The sequence below is a fragment of the Chachezhania antarctica genome (assembly GCF_003646465.1).
Classification (GTDB): domain Bacteria; phylum Pseudomonadota; class Alphaproteobacteria; order Rhodobacterales; family Rhodobacteraceae; genus Chachezhania; species Chachezhania antarctica.
Genome location: NZ_QZEX01000001.1, coordinates 578,697 through 595,984 on the forward strand (window position 1 = coordinate 578,697; position 17,288 = coordinate 595,984).

The following is a 17,288-nucleotide window of genomic DNA, read 5'->3' on the forward strand; positions in this document are numbered from 1 at the left end:
TCGCACCTTATGCGACCAGCGTCTCGGCCTTCTTCAGATCGACCGAGACAAGCTGCGACACGCCCTGTTCCGCCATCGTCACGCCGAACAGCCGGTCCATCCGCGCCATCGTCACCGCGTGGTGGGTGATGATCAGGAACCGCGTGTCGGTCTGGCGGCACATCTCGTCCAGCAGATCGCAGAAGCGGGTCACGTTGGCATCGTCCAGCGGCGCGTCGACCTCGTCCAGCACGCAGATCGGCGCCGGATTTGCCAGGAACACGGCGAAGATCAGCGCCATCGCTGTCAGCGTCTGTTCGCCGCCCGACAGGAGCGACAGCGTCGACAGCTTCTTGCCCGGCGGCTGGCACATGATCTCCAGGCCCGCATCCAGCGGATCGTCGCTTTCCACCATCACCAGGTTCGCCTCGCCACCGCCGAAGAGATGCTTGAACAGCATCGAGAAGTTCGAGTTCACCTGCTCGAACGCCGTCAGCAGCCGTTCGCGGCCTTCCTTGTTCAGGCTGGCAATCCCGCCGCGCAGCGTGCGGATCGCTTCCTCAAGATCCAGCCGTTCGGCCTTCAGGGTGTCATGCTCTTCCTGCACCTCGCGGGCGTCTTCCTCGGCCCGCAGGTTCACGGCGCCCAGCGAATCGCGCTGCCGCTTGTGGCGCCCGATCTCGGCTTCCAGCGTCTCGGCATCCGGGATCTTGCCGGGATCGACGTCGAGCCCCTTCAGAAGCTCCTGCGGCGAAACCTCCTGCTCCTCGGCGATACGTTCGGCGGCGGCGGCGACCGTTTCACGGGCGGCATCGCGGCGGGCTTCGGCGCGGGCGCGGCCTTCGCGGGCGTCGGATGCCTTGCGCTCGGCATCGCGTTCTGCCTGCACGGCCTCTCGCAGCGCGGCCTCCGCCCCGGCCAGCGTGTCGCGTGCGGCGGCAGAGCGTGCTTCGGCATCGCGGATCGCGCCCGACAGTTCGTCCCGTTTGGCCGCGATCTCCGCGGGCGCGGTCGCGGCGTCCTTCAGTTCCAGTTCGGACGCATCGCGCCGTTCGCTCAGTTCCGCGATCCGCTTGCCGGCGGTTTCCGACCGGTGCTTCCAGCCGCTGATTTCCTTTGCCACGTCCTGACGCCGCTTGGTGCGCGCCTCGCCCTCGCGCCGCAATTCGTCGTGGGCCGACCGGCGTGTCATCATCGTAATCCGGCTCGCATCGACGGTGCGCTTGATTTCTTCAACGGCCGCGCGGGCGTTGTCGAGATTGTCGAGCCCCTTCAACGCGGCTTCCGCCTCCGCCAGTTGCGCCTTGGCCGACATCGCCTCCTCGCGGTAGCGGGTGACGGCAAGGCCCAGCGTTTCCTGCTTGCCCCGGGCCAGGTTCAGATCGGATTCAGCGCGAGACAGGGCGCGCGAGGCTTCGGCGACTTTCGTGTCGGCGGCCCGGCGCGCGGCGCGGGCGGCCTTGTCGGCCTCGGTTTTTTCCGCCAGTTCGCGGTTCAGCGCTTCGTGAGCGTCGCGAGCCGCGGCGGCGCGGGCTTCGGCCGCGTCCAGATCCTTGCGCATCGCGGCCAGTTTGTTGATCTGCTCCAGCCGCAGCGCAGCGGCGTTCGGCGCGTCCTCGGCCCAGGCGCGGAACCCGTCCCAGCGCCACAGGTCGCCTTCGCGCGACACAAGCCGCTGCCCGGGGCGAAGCGCCGCCTGCAGGCGCGCGCCATCCTCCCGCGAGACGATGCCCACCTGCGCGATCCGACGACCCAGAGCGTCGGGCGCGGTGACCTGCGGGGCCAGCGGAGTGGCACCATCGGGCAGCGGCTGCGCATCGTCATAGCCCGGCAGCGTCACCCAGCCCGACGGTCCGTCAGCGCCCACCACCGGCGCACGCAGATCGTCGGCCAGGGCCGCGCCCAACGCCTTTTCGAAGCCCGAGGCGACGGACACCTGGTCCAGCACCTGGCCTTCAGCCCCGTCGTCGCGCGCGACCAGCCGGGTCAGCGCGCCAACTTCGGCGCGCAGGGCGCCCGCTTCGCCATCGGCTTCGGACCGGGCGGCGCGGGCATCGGATTCGCGGGACTGGGCATCGGTGCGAGCGGCATCGGCTTCGGTCAGCGCGGATTCGGCGTCTTCCGCCGCGCGCACGGCCTCCGCTTCGGCGGTGCGGGCCGTGCTGAAGGCGGCATCCGCCGTCGTGGCTGCATCTTCCGCTGCTTTCACCGCGGCAGTCGCCTTTCCGGCTTCCTGTTCGGCGCGGGTCAGGGCGGTGCGGTTGTCCTGCACCAGACGCTGGGCGGACTGGTGCCGGGCCGACAGGCGGGCGACGTCCTCGGTCACCTGGCTCAGATGGCTTTCGCGGTCCTGCAGGATCGATGCCGCCTCGCGCGCCAATGCCTCGACGTCCGACAGCTTTTCGTCATGGCCTGCGCCGGCCTTTTCCAGCGCCTCGGCTTCCCATTCCAGCGCCTCGATGGTCTCGCCCGCGTCGCGGGACAGGCCGGTTTCGCGGTCGATGTCCTTGGCCAACTGGTCGATGCGGGCGGTCAGCGTTTCGATGATCTCCCGCGCGCGGGTTTCCTGATCTGCCAGCGTGTCGCGCTGCACTTGCAGGCGTTGCAGGACGGCCGCCGCGATCGCTTCCTCCTCCCGCAGGGGGGGCAGGGCATCTTCGGCCTTGGTCCGGGCCTTGGCTGACTCGCGCACGGCACTTTCGGCCTGCGCGGCCTCGACCGTGCGGTCCTTCAGTGCCGCGTCGGCGGTAAGCCTCGCGGTCTCGGCCTCGGTCCAGCGGCGGTACAGCAGCATGCCTTCGGCCCGGCGCAGGTCCGTCCCGATCCGGCGATAGCGTTCGGCCTGTTTCACCTGCCGCGCCAGCTGCGCGATCTGCGCGGCCAGTTGTTCCAGAACGTCATCGACGCGCAGCAGGTTCGATTCGGCGTTCTTCAGCTTCAGCTCGGCCTCATGCCGGCGCTGGTAGAGGCCCGAAATCCCGGCGGCTTCTTCCAGGATCCGGCGGCGGGCCTTGGGTTTCGCGTTGATCAGTTCGGCGATCTGTCCCTGCCGCACCAGCGCCGGCGATTGCGCGCCGGTCGAGGCATCGGCGAACAGCATCTGCACGTCGCGCGCGCGCACGTCCTTGGCGTTGGCCTTGTAGGCGGATCCCACGTCCCGCGTGATCCGGCGGATGACTTCCAGCGAATCGTTGTCGTTGAAGGCCGCGGGCGCGAGACGTTCTCCGTTGTCGATCTGAAGCACGACTTCCGCAAAATTGCGGGCGGGGCGCGATGCCGTGCCGGCGAAGATCACGTCTTCCATCCCGCCGCCGCGCATCGCCGTGGGGCGGTTTTCACCCATCACCCAGCGCAGCGCTTCCAGCAGGTTCGACTTGCCACACCCGTTCGGCCCGACAACGCCGGTCAGACCATCGGCGATGATCAGGTCGGTCGGGTCGACGAAGCTTTTGAAGCCTGAAAGGCGGAGACGGGAGAAACGCAACGTGCGGCGTCCTTCTGATTCCAGCAAGATAGAGACAGTGTGGACAACCGAACCGCGAAGTCAACGGTGCTTACGCATGATCTGGTCGGGCGGGCGATGTTGTCCACAAGATATTGACCGGGTCTTAACCCGAGACCGGGGTGCAATCGTACTGGAACGTCTCCGTCGTCGCGTCGTTCCAGACGGGCAACCCGGCACAGGCATAGCTGGCCGCCAGCGCCGCAGGGGGCCGCGACCTGGCCGTGCAGGACAGAGAGGCCACGGCCAACGACTGGTCGCCGTCCAGCCGCCGGACGCGGCAACCGCTGACCATTTCTATCGCGACGGCGGCCTTGGCCATGGTCTCGTACCGTTTCGGGAAGGCTTCGGTGTTCATGCGCATCGCCTGCGCCTTGTCGCCCGCAAAGCGGATATCGAAGGTGCTGCCGTTCACTGCCAGGCGCTGCACCGGCGCACCCCGGAAAGCGGGGCCGGGGGCGTTGCAGGCGACAATGGCGAGGGCCAGCAGCTGGGCGATGGCGATACGGATCATGCCGGCAGGTTAGCGCAAACGTGGTTAAGAAAGCCTTATCGCCACGCGGCCCGGAAACGAAAAACGCCCGGCCGATCGGGCCGGGCGTTCTGAATTTCGGTCGCGGGCGAGATCAGTGGAGCTTCTTGCCCACGGTGTCGATACCGTCGTCGATCAGCTTGTTCGCATCCTTGGCGTCCATCTGCTTGGCAAGAACCTTGCCGGCAGCTTCGACCGAGATCACGATCGCCTGGTCGCGGACTTCCTTGATCGCGGCGGCTTCGGCCGATGCGATCTGGTCCTGCGCGGATTGCAGGCGGCGTTCGATGGACCGCTTCAGTTCCTGTTCGGACATTTCGGCCGTGGCGGCTGCATCTTCCTTGGCGGTCTTGACGATCTGGTCTGCCAGACCCTTTACCTCGGCATGCTTGCGTTCGAACGACGCCAGCAGGGCCTGCGCTTCTTCACGCAGGGCACGCGCTTCGTCGAGCTCGTTCTTGATGCCTTCGGCGCGCTTGTCGAGCAGGTTGCCCACGATCTTGGGGACACCCACGTACAGCAGGATGCCGATGAAGATCAGGAAGGCGATCAGGACGATGAAGTTGGTGTTGCTGAGCGAAAAGAACGGGCCGGTTGCGGCGAGCGCGGGGCCGGCAAGCAGGCCAAGGCCCAGCGTTGCGGTCGCGGTGCTAAGTGCGCGTGCCATCAGCGTCATCCTTTCATCCGGTCTTCGACAGCGGCCTTGACGGCGGCTGCGTCGGCCTTGCCGCCCAGTGCGGCGACGAGCTCCTCGGCCGTGGCGGTGGCCACTTCGCGGACATTGTCGACGGCCGTGGCACGGATGTCGGCGATGGCCTTTTCCGATTCAGCCGCACGCTCGGAGATCTCGGCATCCGCTTGCGCGATGGCTTCGTCGAGCTTGGCCTGGATCTTGGCGCGTTCCTCGCCGGCGATGCGCTGCGCTTCGGCGCGCGCGTCCGCCAGGGCCTTGTTGTAGTCCTCGTCGGCCTTGGCGGCTTTCGCCTTCAGGTCCTCGGCGGTGGCGAGGTCGTTGGTGATCGTGCCCTGACGCTCGCCCAGGATGCCCGCGATACGGGGCAGGGCCACGCGCGACAGGATCAGGTAAAGCACCACGAGGGTGACGATCAGCCAGAAAATCTGGTTGGGAAAAGAGGCGAACTCGAGCTGCGGCATGCCCGCCGATTGCTCGGCTACGGATGCCATCTCTTCTCCGCCATGGGTGTCCGTTGCCATGTCGTACTCCGATCAGGGTTGCGGGCCTTCGTCCCCCGGGTACCCGGAAACGCACGGCCTTCGCAAGACGGGACGTGGCCCGTCCCACCGGGCAACGCATGGCAGCGCTGCCCGGCCGTAAGGATGGGACGTTCGTCTTAGACGGCGAACATCAGCAGCAGAGCGACCAGGAACGAGAAGATGCCCAGTGCTTCTGCAAATGCGATGCCGATGAAGAGCGTCGCGGTCTGACCGGCGGCTGCCGAGGGGTTGCGCAGTGCGCCTGCCAGGAAGTTCCCGGCCACGTGGCCCACACCGATTGCTGCGGCGCCCGAACCGATGCCTGCGAGGCCGGCACCGATGAATTGACCCATTGCTGCGATATCGCCTTCCATGTCTCTGTTCTCCTTACGATGGAATTGCGTGAAGTCTGTGTTCAGTGCGGCAGGGTGCGTGGTGTCCACGCACCGCTACCGTCAGTGAGCGGGGTGAAGCGCGTCCTTCAGGTAGACGCATGTCAGGATGGTGAAGACGTAGGCCTGGATGAAGGCCACCATGATCTCGAGCCCGTAGATCGCGACGACACCCGCGATGGCGATGGGCGAGATCACGGCAACCTGCGCGAAGCCGGCGAAAACCTTGATCACCGCGTGGCCGGCCATCATGTTCCCGCCCAGTCGGACGGAATGGCTAACGGGGCGCACGAAGTAGGATATCAGTTCGATGATGGCCAGGACGGGCCGCAGCGCCAGGGGCGCCGAGCTGACCCAGAAGAGGCCAAGGAATTTCGATCCGTTCAGCACGAAGCCCAGAACGGTCACCGTCAGGAACACGGCCAGCGCCAGCACGCCGGTCACGGCGATGTGGCTGGTGGTGGTGAAGGCCATCGGCAGCAGGCCAAGGAAGTTGGCCGTCAGGATGAACATGAACAGCGTCATGATGTACGGGAAGTACTTGATGCCGTCCTTGCCCGTGACATCCTCGACCATCTTGTAGACGAAGCCGTAGGTCAGTTCCGCGATCGACTGTCCGCGTGTCGGGACGAGGGCCCGGCGCGATGTCGGCAGGACCAGGAGTGCCACCACGGCCAGGATCCCAAGCGCCATCCAGAGCGTCGCGTTGGTCGGCGTGTACCAGGAAAAATCACCGTCGCCGAACAGCGGCTTGATGATGAACTGGTCCATCGGGTGGAAGGCAAGGCTGGACCCGTCGGAATGCGCGTCAGTGGCCATGTCGGTCCTTTCTCCGTCCTCTTGTGCCTCAGCCGTCCTTTCGGGACGTGTCGGCGTTGTTCTGTTCGTGCTCGGCCGCGTAGGCCTCGCTTGCCCTTTGAACCTCGGCCGCGCTGCGCATCATCGTCTTGATGCCGGCCGCGAAGCCAAGGAAGATGAACACGACGATGAAAAGCGGTTTCGTGCCAAGCAGGGTATCGAGCCCGTATCCCAGTCCGAAACCGATCCCAAGACCGGCCACCAGTTCGATCACCATCCGCCAGGCCAGTTGTGCCTGAGAATGGGCATCCTGCTTCGGAGGGGGTGGCACACGCGCCTTTTTCGCCGCGTCGAGTTTCGCCTCGAGCTGCGCAAGGCGCTGCCGTTGGTCGTCCTCGTCTGTCACCGCCTACTCCTTCGCAGGGTTGCCGTTGTGCTAAGGCCGGGGGGCGGGTGAGTCAATCGCGATACGACCGGCGTGGGTGAAATGGTAAGGCATTGAAAATAATATGAAATGCCATGTAATGACGCGTGACGCCAATCTGCCGCAGGCGCGTGTTACCGCTATCCGGGCAAAACGGCATATTCAACCAAATGGTTGACGATCTTCCCCACACGGCGCTACCGGGCTTTATGGATCACCCTCTCGACATCGTCTTTGCCGCCCTGGCCGACCCGACCCGCCGGGCGATCCTGGCCATGCTGCTGGAAGACGACATGGCCGTGACCGACGTGGCCGAACCGTTCGAGATGTCGCTGACGGCCATTTCCAAGCACCTGACCATCCTGACCCGCGCGGGCCTGATCGCACAGGAAAAGCGCGGGCGTGTGAAATGGTGCAAGCTCGATCCCTCGGGTCTGCGGTCGGCCAGTGTCTGGATGCAGGGTTTCGGCCAGTTCGAGCCGGTCCACCTGGACGCGTTCGAACGCTTCCTTGAACAGGAGCTGGCGCAGGACCTCGATCCGTCCGATGCGGATCCGGTCCGGGAATAGGCCGCGGCGAAAGTTTTTTCCCGGAAATCGTTCAGATCGCTTCGCGCGTGGCGGCGGTTTCTGCATTGCCGGTGTTCGGCGTGCCCGTCGGTTCGATCAGCAGGAGATGGGCCTCGTCGCGGGCCGCGGGGCAGTGTTCGACGTCCTTGGGCACCACGAACATCTCTCCCGCCCCCAGCGTCACGGTCCGGTCGCGCAGGCGGATGTCGATTTCGCCTTTCAGCACCAGGAAGAAATCATCGGTGTCGGCATGGCTGTGCCAGTTGAATGCGCCCTGAACCTTCACCACCATCACGTCGTGGCCATTGAACGTGGTCACGGTCTTGGGCGACCAGTGGTCATCGAAGGTGGCAAGCTTGTCGGCCAGGTTGATTGCGTCACTCATGACGTTCTCCTTCATGTCTCGGCAACGGCGACCTTCGGCGCCTCTTCGTCGCGCAGCAGGATCAACAGCGCGATGATGGTCAGCCCGATCCCGATCAGGATCATCGGCGGGGGCACGTCGCCGCCAAGGGCCACTTCCCACAGGATCACCCAGGACGGCGACAGGTAGGTATAGGCCATCACCTTGGCCGACGGAATCCGGAGCGTCGCGAATTGCAGCAGCACGAAGGTGGCGGCGCTGGCGAAGATCGCAAGGTATAAAAGCCCGACCCAGAACAGCGTCGGCAGCGTGGCCCAGTCGATGGCGCGCAGTTCCGGCCAGCCATAGCCGGTCAGGATCACGATGCCGGCCAGCAACATGCCGAAGGTGAAGACGACGGGCGGCTCCCCCCGGTTCAGCTTGCGCACAAGCGGGGTATAGATCGCGTGGCTGATACAGCCGATGAAATAGATGATCTCGCCCCTCTGGATGTCCAGGGCGATGAAATCGGCCCAGTCGGCCCGGAAGATGACCCACAGCGCGCCGATCCCGCCGATGGACAGCCCCAGTGCCATCCGGGGCGTCGTGATCTGTCGCAGGATCAGGTAACCGAAGCCGGCGGTCAGAATCGGTGTCAGCGTGAACACGGCCGAGGCGCTGACCGGATCGATTGTCTTGAGCGCTTCGAGCATCAGCACGAAGTACAAAGCGAACACACCGCCCAGCACCACGAAGCGCCACGGCGCGCGGAAATGTTCGCGCTTCAGCCCGGTGGTGGAGAGGGCGGCAATGCCGATCACCAGCCCGGCGATCATGAAGCGCATCGCATTGATCGCGACCGGCCCGGCATCGTTCGCGATCCGCGTGCCCAGCGAAAACGACCCGGCGATGAGGAACGAAAAGACCAGCATCGCCAGGTGACCCTGGGCGGCGCGACTCACGTGGCCCATTCCTTCGACCGCGCCTTCAGGAACGACAGGAACGCCTGAACCTTGGTGGTACGGTGGAGATCTACATGGGTGACCAGCCACAGGGGCGATTCCCATTCCGGCCGCGGCGGCAGCACCTGCACCAGGTCATCGCGGCCGGTCACTTCCCAGCAGGGCAGGAAGCCCATGCCCGCGCCGGCAAAGACGGCATCGCGCAGCACGTTGTCGGCATTGGCGCGGAAAGTCACCTGATCCTCGCGCACCCGCTCGCGCAGCCAGATATTGAAGGGTGCCCGGCTTTCGGGGTTGTCGAAGGAGACGAAACGGTGGCCATCAAAGTCGGCCTCGCTTTCGGGTTTGCCCTCGCGGTCGACATAGTCCTTGCTGGCGTAAAGCCCGACGCGCTGGCGGATGAAAGGCTGCACCACGTTGTCCGGCTGATCGGGGACGGAGCCCGCGCGGATCGCGACATGCGCCTCGCCATACTCCAGCCGGAACAGCCGCGGCCCGGTCATCAGCTTCACCTGCACCCGCGGGTTTTCGCGCTGGAAATCCGAAAGCGTCGGTACCAGCAACGGCCCAAGTCCTGCCAGAGATGTCACCACCAGTTCGCCCGCGACGTCGGCGCCTTGGCCCTTCAGGCGGGCGGTCAACTGGCTGAACTGGTCCTCGGTCGTCTGGGCGACGCGCAACAGGTCGTCACCCGCTTCGGTCGGCGTATAGCCGCGGGCATGGCGGTGGAAGAGCTTCACGCCAAGGCTGGTTTCCAGCGCGTCGATATGGCGGATGACGGTTGCGTGGTGTACGCCCAGCACCTCGGCCGCACCGCTGACCGTCCCGATCCGGGCCACCTGGAAGGCGGTGCGCACCTCGTCCCAATTGTTCATAGGCGTGTCGTCCTCTGGCACGGTCGGGGCGTCGGTTGGATGATCGTACCTTCCGACACGACGCCCGGACCCGAAGGTCTGCTGCCCAGAAGTGCCAAGCCGTGCACAGGCCTGCAAGGCCAAACTGACCCGTCGCCGTCGCACAAACGCGTGGGAGGTCCGGAATTCTGGTATACTCCTGGTCGCTATTGCAGCGCATACTTCCGTTTATTTATTTGAGAAATTTGCATGGGATGGACCGTTAATGGACGATCGTGACGTACAGATGACGATGGCCGCCGCCGGATACTACAACGGCGGCATCGACGGGATCATCGGGCCGAAATCCTGGGCGGCCGTCGCCGGAATCGAGACCGAGTTCAAGAACAGGTACAGGTTCGACCCGGCGGGATCCTACGAGAACCGGCGTCTCGTGGCGGCGCTGCAGGCCTGCCTGAACAAGCTGGGGTTCGAGCCCGGAACGATCGACGGATGGGTCGGCCCCAACACGGAAGAAGCCTTGAACGCGTTCCTCTTCAAGAAGACGACCGGCCGGGACGAAGTGATCCCGCGCGAACGGGTCTCCGGCGCGCCGGGCGGGGCCGCCATCCCGAAGCAGAGCGAGGTCGCCGCGGTATACGGTCGTCCCGGGGCCGAGGTCGAGCGGAGGCTGAAAACGATCGAGCTGCCGTTCTCGCTGCGCATCGACTGGAACCTGCGCCAGACGGCGCGGCGCATCCGGGTGCATGAAGAGGCGGCGGACCAGTTGAAGGCAGCGCTGGTCGCGGTCCGGGACCACTACGGCCCGGCCCGGATGAACGAGCTTGGGATCGACCGGTACGCAGGCTGTTACAACCACCGCAAGATCCGCGGCGGCACGTCGTGGTCGATGCATGCCTATGGCTGCGCCATCGACTTCTATGCCGCCCCAAACGGCCTGCGCACCCGCTGCCCCGATGCGTTGTTCTGCAAGCCGGACTACACGGATTTTCTGGATATCATGGAAGCCCATGAATGGCTGCCGGCGATCCGGCTGTGGGGCGCCGACGCGATGCACTTCCAACGCGCCCGGCTGGATTGAGCCTTCAGGGAGAGAGGCCGGCGAAACGATGCGCCCGGGGCTGGGGGCTCTGCCCCCGCCGCACCTGCGATGCGACTCCCCCGGAGTATTTGGAAAGAGAAGAAGGGACAGGAGCACCGGGGCTTCTTCTCTTCTGAAATACTCCCGCAGGGGGGCGGCGCAACGCCCGGACATCGTATCGGTGAACGTGCCGTGTGCCCGCGGGCGGAAGGGGCCTAGAAGTCGATTGCCAGGCCTTTCTTCTCCCAGTCGCCGTAGCGGACGGGTTCCGGGCCGTCGCGGCCACCCAGTTCCTTCGGGAGGTCGGGATCGTATTCTGCGGCCTTGCGGCGCGCCTCGGCCTCGGCCAGCGCGCGTTTTGCGGCGGGGGAGAGTTCCCTTTCGGGCGTGGTCTCGGTCATGGCGGCTTCCTTTCCCGTTACCTCGTGATATACGCCTGCGGTTGCCGCTGACAAGCGGCGGGGCAAGAGGCGCACGATGACGAAATCCGGGCTGGCCGCGCGCGAAGGCGCGGCGTTTCTGCTGAACCAGGTGCTGGACGAGCGCCAGTTGCTGACCGCCGCGCTGAATGCGCCGGTGATCGCACGGCTGGATCCGGCAGACCGCGCCCGGGCGCAAAGGCTTGCCACGGACACGCTGCGCGGGCTGGAACGGGCCGACCGCCTGCTGGAGCCGCATCTGCGCAAGGCCCCGCCCGTCCCGATCCTGAACCTCCTGCGGCTGGGCACGATGGAACTGGCCCACGGAGAGGCCGCGCATGGTGTCGTCGATGCGATGGTCGAACTGGCGAGCAGGTCGCAACGCCATGTCCGGTTGAAGGGGCTGGTGAACGCCGTGCTGCGCAAGATGGCCGAAGATGCACCGGAGGCCTGGCCGAAGATGCGGGTGCCGCGCTTGCCGGAATGGCTTAGGGGGCCGCTGATCGAAGCCTGGGGCGCGGAGGCCGTCAAGGCGATGGAGCAGGCCCATTTCGCCGGCGCGCCGCTGGATCTGACGGTGAAGCCGGGCGCGACACAGGTGCCGGAGAGCGCGGAAACGCTGCCTACCGGCTCGCTGCGCCTGACCGATCCGGGGCAGGTGAGCGCCCTGGCAGGCTATGACAGCGGCGACTGGTGGGTGCAGGATGCTGCCGCGGCCCTGCCCGCGAAGATCCTGGCGCCGGTTGCGGGAGAAAACATCCTCGACCTGTGCGCCGCGCCGGGCGGCAAGACGCTGCAACTGGTGGCCGAAGGCGCCACCGTCACGGCGGTGGACCTGTCGGAACACCGGATGGCGACGGTTCGCGCGAACATGGACCGAACGAAACTGAATGCCGGAACCGTCGTGGGCGACGCATTTAACCAGACGGGCCAGTACGATGCTGTCCTGCTGGATGCGCCCTGTTCGGCCACCGGCACGATCCGGCGGCACCCGGATCTGCCCCATGCCCGCGACGGCAGTGGCATTGCCGAGCTGATCGATTTGCAGACCCGCATGCTGGCCCATGCCTGGACGCTCGTGAAACCGGGCGGGCGGCTGGTCTATTGCACCTGCTCGCTGATCCCGGACGAGGGCGAGGTCCAGGTCGAGGAAGCCCTGGCCCTTTACCCCGACATGAGTGCCGACACGGATGCGCTGACCCTGCCCGGCATCGATCCGGAATGGGTGACGGAGGAGGGCGGATTGCGTCTCAGGCCCGATTACTGGGCGGACCGTGGCGGGATGGACGGGTTCTATATCGCCTGCCTCAGAAAAGCCGTTTGATACGCCGTGTTGCCCCATGACTTGCGCCCCTGCCGGCGTTAAGGTCCGCCTGAACGCGCCCGAGAGCGCATGGGGCAGAATGCATGGCGACGACCGGCAGCACACTTGGCCGCAAGGACCGGCTTCTGAACCGCCATTACGCATGGCGGAGCCGCTACAAGGCGGCCGGGCACGGCTTTGTTCGCGAACCCGTGCCGCGCACCATCGGCAACGCGCTGCGCGGGCAGCGGCTGGTCGAAGGCAAGCTTCTGTTCGCGGGCTACCTCGTGACGTCGGACGATACCGACCTTTGGGACGTGCGCGCGCCCGATGGGGCGTTCGAAAATGAACGGCAGGGATTCGACTGGCTGGATGATCTGGCCGCCGTGGGCGGGTTCCAAGCGCGCCGGAAGGCGCAGCGCTGGCTGAGGGTGTGGATCGACCTGTACGGCATGGGTGCCGGGCCGGGCTGGACGCCGGAACTGACGGGCCGGCGGGTGATCCGCTGGATCAACAACGCGATGTTCGTGCTTCACGGTCTGAAAACCGCCGAGCGGGAGCAGTTCCATGCCGCCCTGTCGCGGCAGGCGTGGTTCCTGTCGAAACGCTGGCGCGCGGCGCGGCCGGGTGTCCCGCGGATCGAGGCGCTGTGCGGTCTGATCTATGCCGCCCTGTCGCTGGAAGGCCACGCGGTGCTGGCCGACCCGGCGGTCACCGCGCTGGCGCATGAATGCAACGCCGCGATCGACGGCGCGGGCGGGCTGCCATCGCGCAACCCGGAAGAGCTGCTGCACGTGCTGGTCCTGCTCAACTGGGCCGCCGCGGCGCTTCTGGAGGCAGGGCGCGGCACGCCGCCCGCTTTGCACGAGGCGATCGACCGGGTGGCGCCGACCTTGCGGGCGCTGGCCCATGGCGACGGGGCGCTGGCCCGGTTCCACGGTGGCGGACGCGGGCTGGAAGGTCTGCTGGAACATGCGCTGGCCGATGCCGGCGGCAAACGCAAGCCGCGGCAGGGAACGGCCATGGGCTTTATCCGTCTGGCGGCCGCGCGCACCAGCGTGATCATCGATGCCGCGCCCCCGCCGAAGGGCTGGGCGGCGACGGATGCCCATGCCTCGACCCTCGCGTTCGAGATGACCTCGGCCCGGCGGCCCCTGATCGTGAACGCGGGATCGGGCGTCAGCTTCGGGCCGGACTGGCGCCGCGTGGGGCGCGCCACCGCCGCACATTCGACGTTGTGTCTGGCCGGGCAATCGAGCGCGGGCCTCGCCCCCGTCGATCCTGACAGCGGTCTGGAAGCCCTGACCGGCGGGCCGACCGACGTGCCGATGGAACGCACCCGCGTCCATGGCTCGCAACGGTTCGAGGCCGGACACGATGGCTATGTCGCGGCCTGCGGGCTGACCCATGCCCGCGCGTTCGAATTGTTCGACGACGGGCGGACGCTGGAAGCGGAAGACATGCTCTTTGCCATGCAGGACGCCGACGAGGCCCGGTTCGACGCCGCGCTGGCACAGAGCGACGGTCACGGGCTGGGCGCCGACATTCATTTCCACCTGCACCCGGACGTGGAGGTGGAACAGGACCGGGTGCGGAACATGGTACGCCTGATGCTTGCCAATGGCGAGACATGGGAATTCACCCATGACGCGCGCTTTACCCTGAGCGTGGAGCCGGGCTACTACCTCGAACGCGGACGGCTGGAGCCGCGCGCGACAAAACAGATCGTTCTCTCCGGCCGGGCCATGGACTATGCGACGCGCGTTCGCTGGGCCCTGGCGAAATCCGCAGAGACCGGCATCGCCCTGCGCGATGTGCCCATGGATGATGTTGACGAGACCGACGAGACCGACGAGACGGGCGGGACTCAGGAGAACAGCTGACGGTCGGGTGTCCCGGGCCGCGACTGAAGGAGAAAACCGAGATGACCGACCTGCAGCCGATCCGGCGTGCGCTGATTTCCGTGTCCGACAAGAGCGGGCTGGAAGAGCTGGGAAAAGCGCTGGCCGCGCGCGGCGTGGAGCTTCTGTCGACAGGCGGCACCGCGGCCGCCCTGCGCAAGGCCGGGTTGACGGTTCTGGACGTGGCCGAGGTGACCGAGTTCCCCGAGATGATGGACGGACGGGTCAAGACGCTGCATCCGCGCATCCACGGCGGCCTTCTGGCGCTCCGCGACGACGCCGCGCATGTCGCGTCGATGAATGACCACGGCATCCCGCCCATCGACCTGCTGGTGGTGAACCTCTACCCGTTCGAGGAAACCGTGGCCAAGGGCGGCGATTACGAGACCTGTGTCGAGAACATCGACATCGGCGGCCCGGCCATGATCCGTGCGGCCGCCAAGAACCACGCCTTCGTGTCCGTGGTGGTGGACGCCGAGGATTACGCGGCGCTTCAGACCGAGATGGAAGCGCATGACGGCGCGACATCGTACGCGTTCCGGCAGCGGCTGGCGCAGACGGCCTATGCCCGCACGGCGGCCTATGATGCGGCCGTGTCCGGCTGGATGGCCGCCGCGCTGGGCCAAGACAAGCCGCGGCGGCGTGTATTCGCGGGCGAGCTGGCGATGAAACTGCGCTATGGCGAGAACCCGCACCAGGACGCGGCCTTCTATGTCGACGGCTCGCTGCGTCGCGGCGTGGCGACGGCGCAGCAGCATCAGGGCAAGGAGCTGTCCTACAACAACATCAACGACACCGACGCGGCCTTTTCTCTGGTCAGCGAATTCGCGCCCGGAAGCGGGCCGGCCTGCGCGATCATCAAGCACGCGAACCCGTGCGGTGTGGCGCAGGGCGAGACGCTGGAGGAAGCCTATCGCCGCGCCTTCGATTGCGACCGCACAAGTGCCTTCGGGGGGATCATCGCGCTGAACCAGCCGCTGGACGTGCCGACGGCGGAGGCGATTTCCGAGATCTTCACCGAGGTGGTGATCGCTCCCGATGCAGAAACCGCCGCCATCGAGTTCCTGTCGAAGAAGGCCAACATGCGGGTGCTGACCACCGGCGGGCTGGCCGATCCGCTGGCGCCGGGGCTGACGGTCCGGCAGGTGTCGGGCGGGTTCCTTGTGCAGGATGCCGATTCAGGCCATATCGGGCGCGAACACCTGAGCGTCGTGACCAAGCGCGCGCCGAGCGAGGAAGAGATCGCGGATCTGCTTTTTGCGTGGACGGTGGCCAAGCACGTGAAATCGAATGCTATCGTCTACGCCAGGGACGGCGCGACCGTGGGAATCGGCGCCGGTCAGATGAGCCGGGTTGACAGCACGCGGATCGCGGCACGCAAAGCGGAAGACATGGCGAAGACACTTGGTTTGGGCAAGACGCCCACCATTGGCTCGGTCGTGGCGTCGGACGCGTTCTTTCCCTTTGCCGATGGCCTGATCTCGGCCGCGGAGGCCGGGGCCACGGCGCTGATCCAGCCCGGCGGGTCGATGCGCGACGACGAGGTGATCGCGGCGGCGGACGAGCTGGGGCTGGCCATGGTGTTCACCGGCATGCGCCATTTCCGGCACTGACATGAAGATGCATCGAAAATCAGGCGTTTCGGGCGCGGCGGCAGGCGGGATCGCGCCCTCGGCGGCCCACCCGCCCGCCCCCGTCGGAAACCTCCGGTTTCCTCCGGACCGCTTCGGGCGCGATGCGGCGCTGAAGCGCCGCGAGTGGGGGTAGACGTATGCGCTTGCTGTTCTGGGGTGCGTTCTGGGCCTTTCTGCTGGATCAGGCTTCGAAATACTGGGTGGTCCACGTGCTCGAACTGTCGCGTGTCCGGGCCATCGACGTTCTGCCGCCTGTCCTGAACTTCCGCTACGGCGAGAACACGGGAATCAATTTCGGCCTGTTCGGCGATGACAGCAGCTGGCTGCGCTGGGCGTTGATCGCGTTTTCCGGCCTTGTCGCCGCCGCCGTCTGGTACTGGACCCAGCGCGAGGACCGGCCGTGGCCCGTGACCCTGTCGGCCGGACTGCTGATCGGCGGGGCGCTGGGTAACATGGTCGATCGGGTGATCTACGGCTACGTGCTGGACTTCCTGAACATGTCGTGCTGCGGGATCGATAACCCCTTTGTCTTCAACCTGGCCGATGTCTTCATCTTCGGCGGGGCGGCGGGCATCCTGCTCTTCGAGCCGGCCAGGAAGGCCCCGAAAGCACGCTCCGGCAAGGCGGGATCGCGCCGGGGCGGTCAAAACGGGCCGTGACGCCCGCCGTGAAATGCGATAAAGCACCGCGAAACGCGAAAACCACACGGGTGTGGCGGGAGACCGACAATGCGAGGCAAGACGGCATTGATGGCGATGGCAGCGCTTGCTGTTGCAGCCGGATGTTCGGGCAAGAACGGCCTGCGCAACCTGGACTCCCCGGGTCCCGGGCCGGATGAGTTCATGATCATCCCGGCCAAGCCCCTGGCCGAGCCGAACTCCTATTCCGACCTGCCGCCGCCCACGCCGGGCGGGGTCAACCGGACCGACCGCGATCCGGCGGCCGAGGCGATCGTGGCCCTTGGCGGCACCCCGCCCGAGCTGCGCAGCGTGCCCGCGTCTGACACCCAGCTTCTGGCACAGGCGGGCCGTTACGGAATCGACACCGACAGCCGTCGGGCCCTGGCCGAGGAAGACGAGAAGTTCCGCCGCCGCCAGTCGCGGATGTCCGGGCTGAGGATCTTCGTGCCCGACCGCTATGCCGAAGCCTACAAGAGCGAGGCCATCGATCCGTTCGAACAGAACGACCGGTTCCGCCGCGCCGGTGTGCCCACGGTCAGCGCGCCGCCGGCCACACTGGACTGATTGTTTCAGGATCCGCCCGTCCGTTCACGAAATTTCAACCATGTCCGTGATCTGGCATGTCTTGAACTTGGGGGGCCAAGGGGTGATGTCTGTTGCCCTTCCTCACGGTGTCATGGCACCGCGCCAGGCCATCCGT

At 66.4% G+C, this 17,288-nt stretch carries 18 protein-coding genes; 7 read left to right on the forward strand and 11 right to left on the reverse strand.

Annotation, left to right across the window (positions count from 1 at the left end):
• Positions 1-7: 7 nt before the first annotated feature.
• From D4754_RS02820 to D4754_RS02850, 7 genes are all read right to left on the reverse strand, one after another.
• Complete coding sequence (locus tag D4754_RS02820) at positions 8-3,463, reverse strand: chromosome segregation SMC family protein (protein WP_121061367.1); 3,456 nt, start codon at positions 3,461-3,463, stop codon at positions 8-10.
• 124 nt (positions 3,464-3,587) lie between these two features.
• Positions 3,588-3,995 carry a hypothetical protein gene (locus tag D4754_RS02825; protein WP_121061368.1) on the reverse strand — a complete coding sequence of 136 codons (408 nt, stop codon included), beginning with the start codon at positions 3,993-3,995 and terminating at the stop codon, positions 3,588-3,590.
• A gap of 112 nt (positions 3,996-4,107) precedes the next feature.
• Positions 4,108-4,680, reverse strand: a complete 573-nt coding sequence (locus D4754_RS02830; protein ID WP_121061592.1) for a F0F1 ATP synthase subunit B — start codon at positions 4,678-4,680, stop codon at positions 4,108-4,110.
• Between the two features lie 5 nt (positions 4,681-4,685).
• Positions 4,686-5,228, reverse strand: coding sequence for a F0F1 ATP synthase subunit B' (locus D4754_RS02835; RefSeq protein WP_121061369.1), 543 nt, complete (start codon positions 5,226-5,228; stop codon positions 4,686-4,688).
• Between the two features lie 137 nt (positions 5,229-5,365).
• Positions 5,366-5,602, reverse strand: coding sequence for a F0F1 ATP synthase subunit C (locus D4754_RS02840; RefSeq protein ID WP_121061370.1), 237 nt, complete (start codon positions 5,600-5,602; stop codon positions 5,366-5,368).
• 81 nt (positions 5,603-5,683) lie between these two features.
• The gene (locus D4754_RS02845; protein WP_121061371.1) at positions 5,684-6,439 is read right to left on the reverse strand and encodes a F0F1 ATP synthase subunit A; all 756 of its coding nucleotides are present in this window, start codon (positions 6,437-6,439) and stop codon (positions 5,684-5,686) included.
• Positions 6,440-6,467: 28 nt separating this feature from the next.
• Positions 6,468-6,824: an AtpZ/AtpI family protein gene (locus D4754_RS02850; RefSeq protein ID WP_121061372.1), complete on the reverse strand. Its 357-nt coding sequence runs from the start codon at positions 6,822-6,824 to the stop codon at positions 6,468-6,470.
• A 227-nt stretch (positions 6,825-7,051) separates the two neighbouring features.
• Between D4754_RS02850 and D4754_RS02855 the strand changes: the two genes are divergently transcribed.
• The gene (locus tag D4754_RS02855) at positions 7,052-7,411 is read left to right on the forward strand and encodes an ArsR/SmtB family transcription factor (RefSeq protein WP_121061593.1); all 360 of its coding nucleotides are present in this window, start codon (positions 7,052-7,054) and stop codon (positions 7,409-7,411) included.
• A gap of 31 nt (positions 7,412-7,442) precedes the next feature.
• On the opposite strand, the gene D4754_RS02860 is transcribed toward D4754_RS02855, so the two are convergent.
• The 3 genes from D4754_RS02860 to D4754_RS02870 are packed head-to-tail and all read right to left on the reverse strand — an operon-like array spanning position 7,443 to position 9,591.
• Entirely contained in the window at positions 7,443-7,796 is a 354-nt protein-coding gene (locus D4754_RS02860; protein WP_121061373.1) for a cupin domain-containing protein, read from the reverse strand.
• An 11-nt stretch (positions 7,797-7,807) separates the two neighbouring features.
• Positions 7,808-8,725, reverse strand: coding sequence for a DMT family transporter (locus tag D4754_RS02865; protein WP_121061374.1), 918 nt, complete (start codon positions 8,723-8,725; stop codon positions 7,808-7,810).
• Entirely contained in the window at positions 8,713-9,591 is an 879-nt protein-coding gene (locus D4754_RS02870; RefSeq protein WP_121061375.1) for a LysR family transcriptional regulator, read from the reverse strand. Before D4754_RS02870 ends, D4754_RS02865 begins: the two co-directional genes overlap by 13 nt.
• A gap of 244 nt (positions 9,592-9,835) precedes the next feature.
• On the opposite strand from D4754_RS02870, the gene D4754_RS02875 reads away from it, so the two are divergent.
• Positions 9,836-10,651: a peptidoglycan-binding protein gene (locus D4754_RS02875; protein WP_121061376.1), complete on the forward strand. Its 816-nt coding sequence runs from the start codon at positions 9,836-9,838 to the stop codon at positions 10,649-10,651.
• 215 nt (positions 10,652-10,866) lie between these two features.
• On the opposite strand, the gene D4754_RS02880 is transcribed toward D4754_RS02875, so the two are convergent.
• Positions 10,867-11,052 (reverse strand): DUF1674 domain-containing protein, encoded by a 186-nt coding sequence (locus D4754_RS02880; protein WP_121061377.1) that lies wholly within the window; start codon positions 11,050-11,052, stop codon positions 10,867-10,869.
• Between the two features lie 76 nt (positions 11,053-11,128).
• On the opposite strand from D4754_RS02880, the gene D4754_RS02885 reads away from it, so the two are divergent.
• The 5 genes from D4754_RS02885 (at position 11,129) to D4754_RS02905 (ending at position 17,152) form a co-directional block, all read left to right on the forward strand.
• Positions 11,129-12,394, forward strand: coding sequence for an RsmB/NOP family class I SAM-dependent RNA methyltransferase (locus D4754_RS02885; RefSeq protein WP_121061378.1), 1,266 nt, complete (start codon positions 11,129-11,131; stop codon positions 12,392-12,394).
• An 83-nt stretch (positions 12,395-12,477) separates the two neighbouring features.
• Positions 12,478-14,256 carry a heparinase II/III family protein gene (locus D4754_RS02890; RefSeq protein WP_121061379.1) on the forward strand — a complete coding sequence of 593 codons (1,779 nt, stop codon included), beginning with the start codon at positions 12,478-12,480 and terminating at the stop codon, positions 14,254-14,256.
• Between the two features lie 41 nt (positions 14,257-14,297).
• On the forward strand, positions 14,298-15,887 hold the full coding sequence (purH, locus tag D4754_RS02895) for a bifunctional phosphoribosylaminoimidazolecarboxamide formyltransferase/IMP cyclohydrolase (protein ID WP_121061380.1): 1,590 nt from the start codon (positions 14,298-14,300) through the stop codon (positions 15,885-15,887).
• A 158-nt stretch (positions 15,888-16,045) separates the two neighbouring features.
• The gene (gene lspA / locus D4754_RS02900) at positions 16,046-16,567 is read left to right on the forward strand and encodes a signal peptidase II (RefSeq protein WP_121061381.1); all 522 of its coding nucleotides are present in this window, start codon (positions 16,046-16,048) and stop codon (positions 16,565-16,567) included.
• A 69-nt stretch (positions 16,568-16,636) separates the two neighbouring features.
• Entirely contained in the window at positions 16,637-17,152 is a 516-nt protein-coding gene (locus D4754_RS02905; RefSeq protein ID WP_121061382.1) for a DUF3035 domain-containing protein, read from the forward strand.
• Positions 17,153-17,288: the final 136 nt, after the last annotated feature.